This is a genomic window from Nocardioides sp. AX2bis (genome assembly GCF_902506435.1).
In the GTDB taxonomy this organism is placed as follows: domain Bacteria; phylum Actinomycetota; class Actinomycetes; order Propionibacteriales; family Nocardioidaceae; genus Nocardioides.
The window spans coordinates 2,590,799-2,603,541 of the sequence record NZ_LR733215.1 but is presented as its reverse complement, the minus strand read 5'-3'; the positions used below and the strand labels follow the sequence as shown (position 1 = coordinate 2,603,541).

Sequence of the window (12,743 nt, the reverse complement as noted above, 5' to 3'; positions counted from 1 at the left end):
CCCCCGCCCCACCCGACAGGAGCACTGCCATGAAGCTGGTCACGGCCGTCGTCAAGCCGCACAAGTGGGAGGACGTCCGCGTCGCCCTGGAGTCCGTCGGGGTCACCGGGATGACCGTCAGCGAGGTCAGCGGCTACGGCCGCCAGAAGGGCCACACCGAGGTCTACCGCGGTGCGGAGTACGACGTCGCGCTGGTGCCCAAGATCCGGATCGAGGTCGTGGTCGACGACGCCGACGTCGCGGCCGTCATGGGTGCGGTCGAGCAGGGCGCCCAGACCGGGCGCATCGGCGACGGCAAGGTCTGGGTCTCCCCGGTCGACTCGGTGGTGCGGGTCCGCACCGGCGAGCGCGACGGCGAGGCCCTGTGAGCCCAGCCGGACCGGCGGGCACCTCGCCCGCGATGCCCACCGCGCCCGCCGCGGCGCGCCGGCCCCGGTGACCGCGGCCGACCGCGCCGCGCGTACCGAGGCCGCCGACCGGCGCTGCCGGGAGGCCTACGAGGGTGTCGGCGGGCCGGAGGAGGGCATGGCGCTGGTCGCCGTCGGCGGCTACGGCCGCGGCGAGCTCGCGCCGTACTCCGACCTGGACGTGGTGCTGGTCCACGAGGACGCGATCGACCCGGGCGAGGTCGCCTCCGGCGTCTGGTACCCGTTGTGGGACTCCGGCACCGCGCTGGACCACTCCGTGCGCGGCGTGAGCCAGATGCTCGAGGCCGCCGGGGCCGACCTCAAGGTGGCCCTGGGGCTGCTCGACCTGCGCCACGTCGCGGGTGACCCGCACCTCACGGTGCGGCTGCGCACCGAGCTGCTCGCGGCCTGGCGACGCGGGGCCCGTGAGCGGCTGCCCGCCCTGCGGCGGCTGGTGGTCTCCCGCCACGAGCTGATGGGGGAGCTGGCCCACCTGTCGGTGCCGGACCTGAAGGAGTCCGAGGGCGGCCTGCGCGACGCCGGGGTGCTCCGGGCGCTGAGCGCCACCTGGCTGGTCGACGTGCCGCACGCCGACCTGGAGCGCTGCCGGCGCACGATGCTCGACGTGCGCGACCTGGTCCAGGAGGCCGCCGGGCGGGCCAGCGACCGGGTGGTCCCCGAGACCTGGGCGGCGGTCGCCACGGGTCTCGGGCTGGCCGACGACCGCGCCGCGCAGCACCACGTGCGCGAGCTCGGCCGCCGCGTCACCCACCTGTCCCGCCTGACCTGGCGCCGCGTGGAGGACGTGCTCACCCGGCCGACCTCGACCCGTCGGGCCCGCCGGCCCGACCTCCACCCGATCGCGCCGGGTCTGGCCCTGGCGCGTGGCGAGGTGGTGCTGGCCGCGGGCGCCCGACCCGAGGACGACCCGGCCCTGCTGCTGCGCGCCGCCGCCGAGGCCGCCGAGCGCGACGTCGTGCTGGCACCGCCGACCGCTGCCCGCCTGGCCCGCGAGGGTGCGGCGCTGCCGGACCCGTGGCCCGCGGAGGCCCGCCAGTCCCTGGTCCGGCTGCTCGCGGCCGGCCGCGGCATGCTCGGGGTCTGGGAGACGCTCGAGGAGACCGGGGCGCTGGCCCGGGTGCTGCCCGAGTGGGAGCGGGTACGTCTCCTCCCGCACGCCTCGACCGTGCACCGGTTCACCGTCGACCGGCACGTCGTCGAGACGTGCGTCGAGGCCGCCGGTCTGATCCGCTTCGTCTCGCGTCCCGACGTGCTGGTGGTGGCGGCCCTGCTGCACGACATCGGCAAGGGTGGGCTGACCGAGCACAGCGTGGCGGGGGAGCCGATCGCCCGGGAGGTCGCGGCCCGGATGGGCTTCGCCCCCGACGCCGTGGACCTGGTCGCCCGGCTGGTGCGCTGGCACCTGCTGCTCGCCGAGACCGCGACCACCCGCGACCCCGACGACCCCGCGACCGTGGCGCTGGTGACCGACCGGATGGGCGACGCCGAGTCGCTGCAGCTGCTGCGGGCGCTGACCGAGGCCGACGCCAAGGCCACCTCGCCCAAGGCGTGGAGCTCGTGGCGCGCCGGGCTGATCCAGGACCTGGCCCGCCGCGGCCTGGCCGCCCTCGATGCCGGCACCGCCCCGCCGGCGATCACCACCGACGAGGTGGCCGTACCGGAGGAGGCGGTCCGCGGCGAGCTGGTCGTCTCGAAGACCGTCGTCGCGGACGGCTGTCGCCTCACCACCATCGCCCGGGACCGGGTCGGCCTGCTCGCCGACGTGGCCGCGGCGTTGGCGCTGCAGCGGGCCCCGGTACGGGCGGCGCGGATCTGGTCGCAGGGGGAGTACGGCGTGTGCGTGTGGGAGGTCGGTGACGAGCACCTCGACCCCGCCGTGCTCCGCGAGCGGTACGAGGCCATCGTCGACGGTCGGATCGACCCGGTCGCCCGGCTGCGCCCCGATGCGGGCAGCGCCCTGGAGCCGGCCGTGGTCGTGCGCCCCGAGGCCAGCGAGCACGCCACCGTGCTCGAGGTGCGCGCCGCCGACCGCCCCGGCGTGGTCTGGCTGGTCTGCCGGGCGCTGGCCACGCTCGACGTCACGGTCCGCTCGGCCCACCTCGACACGCTCGGGCCGCAGGCCGTGGACGTGTTCTACCTCCAGGAGGAGTCCGCGGGGGTGCTCTCGGAGACCAGGGCGGCCGAGGCGGCCCACGCCGTCCGGGCCGCACTGACCCGGCCCGGTTAGGCTGGGGCCTCCGCCCCGGCGGGCCGTCCCCGGCCCCGGGACCTCCCCACCGATCGTTTGAGGAAGCTCCGTGTTCGCCACACTCTCCGACCGCCTCGCCGACACCTTCAAGAACCTGCGGGGCAAGGGACGCCTCTCCGAGGCCGACATCGACGCCACGGCCCGCGAGATCCGCATCGCGCTGCTCGAGGCCGACGTGGCGCTGCCCGTGGTGCGCGAGTTCGTGGCCGCGGTCAAGGACCGTGCACGCGGCGAGGAGGTCAGCGGTGCGCTGAACCCGGCGCAGCAGATCGTCAAGATCGTCAACGAGGAGCTCGTCGGGATCCTGGGCGGGGAGACCCGACGGCTGCGCTTCGCCAAGAGCGGCCCCACCGTCATCATGCTCGCCGGGCTCCAGGGCGCCGGCAAGACCACGCTCGCCGCCAAGCTCGCGCTGTGGCTGAAGGAGCAGGGGCGCTCGCCGATGCTGGTCGCCGCCGACCTGCAGCGACCGAACGCCGTCAACCAGCTCCAGGTCAACGGCCAGCGGGCCGGCGTCACGGTCTTCGCCCCGGAGCCCGGCAACGGCGTCGGCGACCCCGTCGGGGTGGCCCGCGACGCGATGGCCGAGGCCCGCCGCACCCTGCACGACGTCGTCATCGTCGACACCGCCGGACGGCTCGGCGTCGACGCCGAGCTGATGCGGCAGGCCGCCGACATCCGCGACGTCGTGCAGCCCGACGAGGTCCTGTTCGTGGTCGACGCGATGATCGGCCAGGACGCCGTCACCACCGCCCAGGCGTTCCTCGAGGGCGTCGGCTTCGACGGCGTGGTGCTCACCAAGCTCGACGGCGACGCCCGCGGCGGCGCCGCGCTCTCGATCCGCTCGGTGACCGGTCGCCCGGTCATGTTCGCCTCCTCGGGCGAGAAGCTCACCGACTTCGACGTCTTCCACCCGGACCGGATGGCCTCGCGCATCCTGGACATGGGCGACGTGATGACCCTGATCGAGCAGGCCGAGAAGACCTTCGACTCCGACCAGGCGCTCAAGGCCGCGCAGAAGCTGTCCGGCCAGGGCGGCGGGGAGTTCACCCTCGACGACTTCCTCGAGCAGATGCAGCAGGTCCGCAAGCTCGGGTCGATGTCGAAGATCATGGGGATGCTGCCCGGGATGGGGCAGTTCCGCGAGCAGCTCGAGAACTTCGACGAGCGCGAGATCGACCGCATCCAGGCGATCATCCAGTCGATGACGCCCGCCGAGCGGGCCAACCCGAAGATGATCGACGGCTCGCGCCGCGCCCGGATCGCCAAGGGGTCGGGCCGTGCGGTGATGGACGTCAACCAGCTCGTCGACCGCTTCTTCGAGGCGCGCAAGATGATGCAGCAGATGGCACGCGGGGGCGGCATGCCCGGGATGCCGGGCATGCCCGGGATGCCCGGGATGCCGGGTGCCGGTGGGAAGCGGCAGAAGAAGCAGCCGCAGAAGAAGGCCAAGGGCGGGCGTCGCGTCTCCGGCAACCCGGCCAAGGCCGCGCAGGAGAAGGTCGCAGCCGACCAGGCGGCCAAGGAGAAGGCGGCCAGCGCCAACCCCTTCGGCACCCCCGGTGGCCAGGAGACCGACTACGAGCAGGCCGCGGCCGCGCTGGACCTGCCCCAGGACTTCGCGAAGTTCCTGAAGTGAGCGGGCGCTGATGGTGCGCCCGACGACCGTCCTGGTCGTGGACGGCGCCAACGTCGTCGGGGCCCGCCCCGACGGCTGGTGGAAGGACCGCGCCGGCGCGGCGACCCGGCTGCACGAGCAGCTGCTCGTCGCCGACGTGCCGCAGGAGAAGGTCGTCCTGGTGCTCGAGGGCGGTGCCAAGGCCGGTGTGCGCCCCGGGCGGGACGCCCACGTCACGACGGTGCACGCCGCCAAGGTCGGCGACGACAAGATCGTCGAGGAGGCCCGCCGGGCCGTCGAGGCCGGTCACCGCGTGACCGTCTGCACCGCCGACCGCATCCTGCAGGGCCGGGCCCTGCACGCCGGGGCCGAGACCATCAGCCCGTCCTGGCTGCTCGACCTGCTCTGAGCCGCCTTCCCGCGGGGTCAGGCCTGGGCGACCCGGGACAGCGCCAGCGACACCGCGCCCAGCACCTCCGCACGCTCCCCGAGCGCGCCGGCGCGCACCTCGAGCCCGGCGACCACGTCGGGGTCGGTGTGGTCGCGCAGCCCGGCCCGGACGCCGTCCAGCACGGGGGCGGCGCGACCTAGCGGTCCGCCGACGACCACCACGGACGGGTCGAGGGCGGTGACGAGATCGGCCAGCACGCGGCCGACCTGCTGCCCGGCGCGTTGCAGCACCCGGCGTACGTCCTCGTGCCCCTGCTCCGCGAGCCCGACGAGGTCCTCGACGGCCGCGCCGTGGACAGGGCGCAGCAGGTCCTGGAGGTGGTCGGTGGAGACCTCGGTCTCCAGGCAGCCACTGCGCCCGCAGCGGCACGCCAGGCCGTCGGGCACGGACGTCACGTGGCCGAGCTCGCCGGCGCGACCGCCGGCACCGCGGTGCAGGCGGCCGCCCAGCACGAGCCCGGCGCCGACGCCGCTGGCGAGCTTGACGTAGACGACGTCGGCGACGAGCCGTGCGCTGCCGCGGCCCAGCTCGGCCAGGGCACCGAGGTTGGCGTCGTTGTCGACGTGCACCGCCACCCCGATCAGCCGGGCGAGGACGCGCTCGGGGTCGACACCGCTCCACGCCGGCATCAGTGCGACGTCGAGCTCCCGGGTGCCGCGGGCCAGGGGTGCGGGCAGGCAGGCCCCGACCGCCCGGAGCCGGTCGAGGTCCTCACCGGCCCGGTCGACCGCCTCGCGCACCATCGTGGCCGCCTCCTCGAGCGCGCGGACGCCGAGGCCGTCCACGTCGAGGACGCGCCGCTCCTCCGCGAGCACCTCGCCCGCCCGGTCGGCCACGACGACCCGGACGTGGCGGTGGCCGAGGTCGACGCCGGCGACGATGCCGGTGGGGGCGCTGAGACGTACCAGGACGGGCGGGCGGCCGCTGCCGCCGCGGTGCGGGCGGACCCGCTCGCTGGTCTCCACGACGCGGCCGGCCTCGATCAGCTCGGCGACCAGGCTCGAGACCGTCGCCCGGGACAGCCCCGTGCCACGGACCAGGTCGGCGCGGCTGAGGGCGCCCTCGCGGGCCAGGACGACGGTGATCGCCTGCGCGTTGCCGGCGCGCAGGCGGGCCAGCGCGCCGGTCGTGGTCATGCGCCCCAGCCTAGGAGGCCGGGCGGTAGGTTCGGCGCCCATGAGCCGCCCGCCCGCCCTGCGCTTCCACGGCCCCGTCCTGCCCGACGGGGAGACCCGCACGCTCTACGTCGTCGACGGGCACGTCACCTACGAGCCGCAGGCCGGCGCGGAGACCGCCGGGGAGGGCTGGGTCGTGCCCGGGCTGGTCGACGCGCACTGCCACGTCGGGCTCGAGAGCCACGGCGCGGTCGACGAGGCCACGACGGAGCGGCAGGCCCTGGCCGACCGCGAGGTCGGGGCGCTGCTGCTGCGCGACTGCGGGTCCGCGGCCGACACGGCCTGGGTCCAGGACCGCGACGACCTGCCCCGGCTGATCCGCTGCGGGCGCCACCTGGCCCGCACCCGCCGCTACATCCGCAACTACGCCCACGAGGTCGAGCCCGAGGACCTCCCGGCGTACGTCGCCACCGAGGCCGGTCGCGGTGACGGCTGGGTGAAGCTGGTCGGGGACTGGATCTCGCGCGACGAGGGCGACCTCGCCCCGTCGTTCCCCGCCGACACGTTCGCGGAGGCGATCGCGGTCGCGCACGAGCACGGCGCCCGGGTCACCGCGCACTGCTTCGGCCACAGCGTCCTGCCCCAGCTGATCGAGGCCGGCATCGACTGCATCGAGCACGGCACCGGCCTCACGCCCGACCTGGTCGAGGCGATGGCCGCGCGCGGCACCGCCCTGGTGCCGACGGTGATGCAGCTGGAGAACTTCCCCGGCTACGCCGACGCGGGCGAGGAGAAGTTCCCCCGCTACGCCACCACGATGCGCGACCTGTACGCGCGCCGCCGCGAGACCATCATGTCCGCGCACGAGGCCGGCGTGGCGATCTACGCCGGCACCGACGCCGGGGGAGTGCTGCCGCACGGCGGGATCGCCGGGGAGGTGCGGGCCCTGGCCGGGCTGGGGTTCACCCCTGAGGCCGCGCTCGGTGCCGCCTCGTGGGACGCCCGGACCTGGCTCGGCCACCCCGGGCTCGAGGAGGGCGCCCCGGCCGACCTCGTCGTCTACGACCGCGACCCCCGTACGGACCTCTCCGTGCTCGACACCCCCTCCCGCGTGGTGCTGCGGGGCGTCGTGGTCGGCTCGCGCTAGCGCCCCGGTGGTCGAGGAGCGAGCGCCGACCCCGGTGGTCGAGGAGCGAGCGCAGCGAGCGTCACGAGACCAGACCCGGTGACCGGTGGTCGAGGAGCGAGCGCAGCGAGCGTCACGAGACCAGGCCCGGTGACCGGTGGTCGAGGAGCGAGCGCCGACCCCGGTGGTCGAGGAGCGAGCGCAGCGAGCGTCACGAGACCAGGCCCGGTGTCGATGGGTGACTTACCTTCACCTGGTGAGCGCACGTCACCCATCGACGGTGCGGGCGGAGCGGGTCTCGAGACGGTCGCTGGCGCTCCCTCCTCGACCAGCGGTGTCGCTGGCGCCCCCTCCTCGACCACCGGCGGCGCCGGGGCTCGCTCCCGAGCGGCGAGGGCCGTACCCGTGGAGCCGGATTCGGCTGCAGACCCGCGCCGTGGCAGACTGACCCGCTGAGTCCACGCGTGCGGACCCTCTCGCCGGACGCGCTGGCCCTCCGGGGCGTCCCGCCTGGTGTTTCCCCACCCGCTGCGGCCCGCCCCACCACACCACGAGTTCCGAGGAGACACCACAGACGTGGCCGTCAAGATTCGTTTGAAGCGCCTGGGCAAGGTCCGGGTCCCGCAGTACCGCATCGTCGTCGTCGACAGCCGTAAGAAGCGCGACGGCCGGGTGATCGAGGAGATCGGTCGGTACCAGCCCAAGGAGGAGCCCTCCGTCATGGTGGTGCAGTCCGAGCGGGCGCAGTACTGGCTCGGCGTCGGCGCCCAGCCGACCGAGGCCGTCGAGGCGATCCTCAAGGTCACCGGCGACTGGCAGACCTTCAAGGGCCTGCCGGGCACCGAGGGCACGCTGCGCGTCAAGGAGGCGAAGCGCGCCAAGCAGGACATCTTCAACGAGGCCCTGAAGGAGGCGCACGGCTCCGGCGGTGCCGCTGCCACGACCAAGGCGGAGAAGTCCGACAAGGCGGACAAGGCGGAGAAGCCCGCCAAGAAGGCCGAGGCCAAGGCGGACGCCGAGGCCAAGACCCCGGAGTCGGAGACGCCCGAGGGCGCCACCGTCGAGGCCGAGGCCAACGAGCCGGCCGAGAAGACCCCGAGCGACGCCCCGGCGGAGAACTGACGTCATGCTCGCCGATGCTCTCGAGCACCTCGTGCGCGGTGTGGTCGACAACCCTGACGACGTCGTCGTCTCGGACAAGCAGCTCCGCCGTGGTCCCCTGCTCGAGGTCCGGGTCCACCCCGACGACCTCGGCAAGGTGATCGGTCGCGGCGGACGCACGGCGACCGCGTTCCGTACCGTCGTGAGCGCCCTCGCGGGTCGTGAGGGCGCACGGATCGACTTCGTCGACGTCGACCGTCGCCGCTGAGCGCAGCACGACCGAGCAGCAGACGACAGGGTGTCGCCCCACCGGGGCGGCACCCTGTCGCGTCCCACCAGCAGTCCCGCCAGCAGCCCCAACAGGAGGACACCCGTGGACCAGATCGAGGTCGTCGTCGGTCGGCTCGGCAAGCCGCACGGCCTGCGCGGCGAGCTGACCGTGGAGCTGCGCACCGATGAGCCGGAGCGACGGTTCGCCGTGGGTGCTCGGCTGCGTACCGAGCCCCCGCGCGGCGGGTCGTTCCCGCACCGGGCGCTCGAGGTGACCGCCACGCGGTGGCACCAGGGCGTCCTGCTGGCGACGTTCTCCGGGATCGAGGACCGGACGACGGCGGAGTCGGCCCGCGGCGTCCTGCTGCGCGCCGACGTCGACCCGTCCGAGCGGCCGGAGGACCCCGAGGAGTTCTACGACCACCAGCTCGTCGGGCTCGCGGTGCACGACCTCGACGGCACCCGGATCGGCGAGGTGACGGGCCTGCAGCACGGCGCACAAGACCTGCTCGTGGTCCGCACCCCCGACGGGCGCGACGCGCTCGTCCCCTTCGTGTCCGCCCTGGTGCCCGAGGTGGACCTGGACGCCCGGCGGGTCGTGGTCGCCGACCGGCCCGGCCTGGTCACGCCCTTCCCCGAGGAGCCCGGAAAGGCCCAGGACGACGCGTGAGGCTGGACTACCTCACGATCTTCCCGGGCTACCTGGACGCGCTGCGGCTCTCGCTGCCCGGCCGGGCGGCCGCCTCCGGCCTGGTCGAGGTGCACGTCCACGACCTGCGGGAGTGGACCCACGACCGGCACCGCACCGTCGACGACAGCCCGTACGGCGGCGGCGCCGGGATGGTGATGAAGCCCGAGCCGTGGGGCGAGGCCCTCGACGCGCTCGGGGTCGGTGACGCGGGGGCGGGCGGGACGACGCTGGTCGTGCCGACGCCCTCGGGCGCCCCGTTCACGCAGGCCGCGGCCCGGGAGCTGGCCACGCGCGAGCGCCTGGTCTTCGCCTGCGGGCGCTACGAGGGCATCGACCAGCGAGTGCTCGACCACGCCGCCGACCGGGTCGAGGTGCGCGAGGTCTCCCTGGGCGACTACGTGCTGAACGGCGGCGAGGTCGCCGCGCTCGCGGTGACCGAGGCCGTCGTACGCCTCCTGCCGGGCTTCATGGGCAACGCGGCGTCGCTGGACGAGGAGAGCCACGAGGACGGCCTGCTGGAATACCCCGTCTACACCAAGCCGGCCTCCTGGCGCGGCCTCGACGTGCCCCCGGTGCTGCTCTCCGGCGACCACGGGGCCGTGGCGGCCTGGCGCGCCGAGCAGTCCCGACGGCGTACGGCGCAGCGCCGCCCCGACCTGCTGCACCCGGGCGAGGTGCTGGCCGGCGCGGGGGAGTGGGCGGCGGTGCCGGCGACCCGTGCCGACGCCGGGGAGCTGCTCACGCTGCAGCGTGCCTGCTGGGTGCAGGAGGCCCTGGCGATCGGGTCGATGGAGGTCGTCCCCGCCCTGCACGAGTCCGTCGACGACGTCCTGGCCGGGCTCGAGCAGTGGCAGACCCGGGTGGTCCGGGTCGCCGGGCGCCTGGTGGGCTCGGTGCGTGGACGCCTGGACGGCACCACCTGGCACGTCGGGCGCCTGATGGTCGCGCCCGACCTGCAGGGTCGTGGCCTCGGGCGGGCCCTGCTCACGCACGCCGAGGCGCTGGCCCCGCCGGAGGCCACCACGTGCTCGCTCGTCACCGGCGCCGCCAGTGCGGCGAACATCCGGATGTACCGCCGGGCCGGCTACCGCGAGCGCCCCGACCTCGAGGCCCCGCCCGCCGGGGTCGTGCTGACCCGGCGGATTTCCCGGCGCTGAACGCGCTGTGGCAGAATCACCGATCGGCCAGTCGGCCAAATGAGGACCCTCCCGAGGACCTGCTCCGGCAGGGGGGTCTGCGTCGTTCTCCTGCCACAGGGGGATGAGGACGCCACCGGCACCCAGCACTGGCCTCCTGCGAGAACCATCGACCGCGGCTGACCTGTGGCACCCGCGAGGAGACACCCATGACCAACCACCTCATCACCGAGCTCGGCACGGCCGGCAAGCGCGACGACCTCCCCGCCTTCCGCGGCGGCGACACCGTCAAGGTCCACGTGAAGGTCGTCGAGGGCAACCGTGCCCGCGTGCAGATCTTCCAGGGCGTCGTGATCCGCGTCCACGGCTCCGGCATCGGCCGCACCTTCACCGTCCGCAAGGTCTCCTTCGGCGTCGGCGTCGAGCGGACCTTCCCGATGCACTCCCCGATCTTCGAGCAGATCGAGGTCGTCACCCGCGGTGACGTGCGTCGCGCGAAGCTCTACTACCTGCGCAACCTGCGCGGCAAGGCCGCCAAGATCCGCGAGCGTCGCTGACCCAGCCAGGGCCACCCGCCTAGGCTCTTCGCGTGAGCACCGAGGACACCACCGTCGACCGGTCCGACCAGGACACCGACGGCCCCTCCGGCTCACGCCAGGGTCTGGGCCGGTGGTTGCTCGGCCTGCTCGTCACGACCGTCCTGCTGGCGCTGCTGGTCAAGACCTTCCTGCTGCAGGCGTTCTACATCCCGTCGACGTCGATGGAGCCCGGCCTCGAGGTCGGCGACCGCATCCTGGTCCAGAAGGTCTCCACCTGGGTCGGCAGCCCCGACCGCGGTGACGTCGTCGTCTTCGAGGACCCCGGTGGCTGGCTCGGCGCCCAGGGCGAGCCCGAGGGCAACGCGCTGACCTCCACGCTCGGCGCGGTCGGGCTCTACCCCGAGGGCGGCCACCTGGTGAAGCGCGTCGTCGGCGTCGAGGGCGACGTCATCGAGTGCTGCGACGACGGGCGCCTGACCATCAACGGCAGCGACCCGTTGGAGGAGACCGCGTACGTCGACGTCGAGGGCCTGACGTGCCTCGGCCCGATGACGGGCAACTGCGACTGGACCGCCGGACCCGTGCCGGAGGGCGAGATCTTCGTGATGGGCGACAACCGGGACGCCTCCGGCGACTCCACGACGCACCTGTGCACCGAGATGGAGACCGACTGCACCGACGACCCGTTCGTCGAGGAGGACCTCGTCGTCGGCACGGTGCTGGCGACCGTCTGGCCCTTCGACCGGTTCGGTCTCCAGGGCGGCAGCGCCTCCTCCTTCGACGACGTGCCCGACCCGGTCACGGCCCCCTGAGGTGTCGCTGCTCCCACGCGGGTCGACGGTCCGCCGCGACGCGGGCCTCTACGGGTACGAGCGCGCCCTGCGCCGCCAGGGGTTCGGCCCGGTGGCGGGGGTCGACGAGGCCGGCCGCGGCGCCTGCGCCGGCCCCCTGGTCGCCGGCGCCGCGATCCTTCCCGAGGGCCGTGCCGGCATCGTCCCCGGCCTGGCCGACTCCAAGCTGCTGACCCCGCGCGCCCGCGAGCGCTGCTACGAGCAGGTCGTGCGCCGGGCCGTCGCCTGGTCGGTCGTCGTCGTCGGCCACGAGGAGTGCGACCGGCTCGGGATGCACGTGGCCAACCTCGAGGCGCTGCGGCGCGCGGTCGCCCTGCTGACGCTGCCCCCGGCGTACGTCCTGACCGACGGGTTCCCCGTCGACGGGCTCGGGACACCCGGTCTGGCGGTGTGGAAGGGCGACCGGGTCGCGGCCTGCATCGCGGCGGCCTCGGTGCTGGCCAAGGTCACCCGCGACCGGATCATGACCGACCTGGACGCCGACTGGCCCGAGTACGACTTCCGCACCCACAAGGGCTACATCACCGACGTGCACGCGGCCGCCCTCGAGCAGCACGGCCCCTCGCCGGTGCACCGGATGCGCTTCGTCAACGTGCGTCGGGCCGCCGGGCTCGAGCCGCCCGCGGGAGGACCGGCCGGGCCGGACGTGCACAATGAGGACGTCGTCGACCACCCGTCCGCCGCGCCGTACCAGGAGGTCCGATGAGCGCCGAGGAGCTCGAGCAGTACGAGACCGAGATGGAGCTGACGCTCTACCGGGAGTACCGCGACGTCGTCGGCATCTTCAAGTACGTCGTGGAGACCGACCGGCGCTTCTACCTCTGCAACCAGGTCGACGTGAAGGCGCGCACCGAGGCCGGCGAGGTCTTCTTCGAGGTCTCGATGACCGACGCCTGGGTGTGGGACATGTACCGCCCGGCGCGCTTCGCGAAGAACGTCAAGGTGCTGACCTTCAAGGACGTCAACGTCGAGGAGCTCAGCGGCGCGGAGACCGAGCAGCCGCTGCCCTGAACGGGCCCGAGGACGAGCGGTGCTGGTCCAGACCGGGGGAGGCGTGCCTCCGCGTTCGGTCTCGGGGACTGGACCCGGCGGCCTAGATTGCGGGGTGTCCGCTCCCCCCGGACGGCGCCCCCGCCGCAGAGCTCACGCCCGACCCCCTGAGGACCCCC

The 12,743-nt window shown here is 74.3% G+C and carries 14 protein-coding genes and 1 pseudogene; 14 read left to right on the top strand and 1 reads right to left on the bottom strand.

Features of this window, described 5'->3' with window-relative positions; translation table 11 throughout:
• Positions 1 to 29 precede the first annotated feature (29 nt).
• From GV155_RS12445 to GV155_RS12430, 4 genes are all read left to right on the top strand, one after another.
• Complete coding sequence (locus GV155_RS12445; protein ID WP_160008368.1) at positions 30 to 368, top strand: P-II family nitrogen regulator; 339 nt, start codon at positions 30 to 32, stop codon at positions 366 to 368.
• Between the two features lie 67 nt (positions 369 to 435).
• A complete protein-coding gene (locus tag GV155_RS12440; RefSeq protein ID WP_160008366.1) occupies positions 436 to 2,655 on the top strand; it encodes a [protein-PII] uridylyltransferase in 2,220 nt (739 codons plus the stop codon).
• Positions 2,656 to 2,725: 70 nt separating this feature from the next.
• Positions 2,726 to 4,315, top strand: coding sequence for a signal recognition particle protein (gene ffh, locus GV155_RS12435; protein ID WP_160008364.1), 1,590 nt, complete (start codon positions 2,726 to 2,728; stop codon positions 4,313 to 4,315).
• 10 nt (positions 4,316 to 4,325) lie between these two features.
• The gene (locus tag GV155_RS12430; RefSeq protein ID WP_160008362.1) at positions 4,326 to 4,703 is read left to right on the top strand and encodes an NYN domain-containing protein; all 378 of its coding nucleotides are present in this window, start codon (positions 4,326 to 4,328) and stop codon (positions 4,701 to 4,703) included.
• Between the two features lie 17 nt (positions 4,704 to 4,720).
• Here GV155_RS12430 and GV155_RS12425 read toward each other — a convergent pair whose 3' ends face one another.
• The gene (locus tag GV155_RS12425; protein ID WP_160008360.1) at positions 4,721 to 5,881 is read right to left on the bottom strand and encodes an ROK family transcriptional regulator; all 1,161 of its coding nucleotides are present in this window, start codon (positions 5,879 to 5,881) and stop codon (positions 4,721 to 4,723) included.
• A gap of 40 nt (positions 5,882 to 5,921) precedes the next feature.
• Here GV155_RS12425 and GV155_RS12420 point away from each other — a divergent pair, with 40 nt between their 5' ends.
• The 10 genes and pseudogenes from GV155_RS12420 to GV155_RS12380 all read left to right on the top strand — a co-directional run bounded on the left by GV155_RS12420 (position 5,922) and on the right by GV155_RS12380 (position 12,585).
• Positions 5,922 to 7,007 (top strand): amidohydrolase family protein, encoded by a 1,086-nt coding sequence (locus tag GV155_RS12420; protein ID WP_160008358.1) that lies wholly within the window; start codon positions 5,922 to 5,924, stop codon positions 7,005 to 7,007.
• A 555-nt stretch (positions 7,008 to 7,562) separates the two neighbouring features.
• Complete coding sequence (gene rpsP, locus GV155_RS12415; protein ID WP_160008356.1) at positions 7,563 to 8,108, top strand: 30S ribosomal protein S16; 546 nt, start codon at positions 7,563 to 7,565, stop codon at positions 8,106 to 8,108.
• A 4-nt stretch (positions 8,109 to 8,112) separates the two neighbouring features.
• Positions 8,113 to 8,355, top strand: coding sequence for an RNA-binding protein (locus GV155_RS12410; protein ID WP_160008354.1), 243 nt, complete (start codon positions 8,113 to 8,115; stop codon positions 8,353 to 8,355).
• A gap of 105 nt (positions 8,356 to 8,460) precedes the next feature.
• Positions 8,461 to 9,027: a ribosome maturation factor RimM gene (gene rimM, locus GV155_RS12405; protein ID WP_160008352.1), complete on the top strand. Its 567-nt coding sequence runs from the start codon at positions 8,461 to 8,463 to the stop codon at positions 9,025 to 9,027.
• Positions 9,024 to 9,707, top strand: a pseudogene (gene trmD / locus GV155_RS20755) (tRNA (guanosine(37)-N1)-methyltransferase TrmD); the annotation flags it as partial. The gene rimM and the pseudogene trmD, both read left to right, overlap by 4 nt.
• A gap of 129 nt (positions 9,708 to 9,836) precedes the next feature.
• The gene (locus GV155_RS20750; protein WP_236554493.1) at positions 9,837 to 10,205 is read left to right on the top strand and encodes a GNAT family N-acetyltransferase; all 369 of its coding nucleotides are present in this window, start codon (positions 9,837 to 9,839) and stop codon (positions 10,203 to 10,205) included.
• A gap of 188 nt (positions 10,206 to 10,393) precedes the next feature.
• Positions 10,394 to 10,741 carry a 50S ribosomal protein L19 gene (rplS, locus tag GV155_RS12395; RefSeq protein WP_160008348.1) on the top strand — a complete coding sequence of 116 codons (348 nt, stop codon included), beginning with the start codon at positions 10,394 to 10,396 and terminating at the stop codon, positions 10,739 to 10,741.
• Between the two features lie 32 nt (positions 10,742 to 10,773).
• The gene (lepB, locus tag GV155_RS12390) at positions 10,774 to 11,535 is read left to right on the top strand and encodes a signal peptidase I (RefSeq protein WP_160008346.1); all 762 of its coding nucleotides are present in this window, start codon (positions 10,774 to 10,776) and stop codon (positions 11,533 to 11,535) included.
• A 1-nt stretch (position 11,536) separates the two neighbouring features.
• Positions 11,537 to 12,280 (top strand): ribonuclease HII, encoded by a 744-nt coding sequence (locus tag GV155_RS12385; protein ID WP_160008344.1) that lies wholly within the window; start codon positions 11,537 to 11,539, stop codon positions 12,278 to 12,280.
• On the top strand, positions 12,277 to 12,585 hold the full coding sequence (locus GV155_RS12380) for a DUF2469 domain-containing protein (RefSeq protein WP_160008342.1): 309 nt from the start codon (positions 12,277 to 12,279) through the stop codon (positions 12,583 to 12,585). Before GV155_RS12385 ends, GV155_RS12380 begins: the two co-directional genes overlap by 4 nt.
• Positions 12,586 to 12,743: the final 158 nt, after the last annotated feature.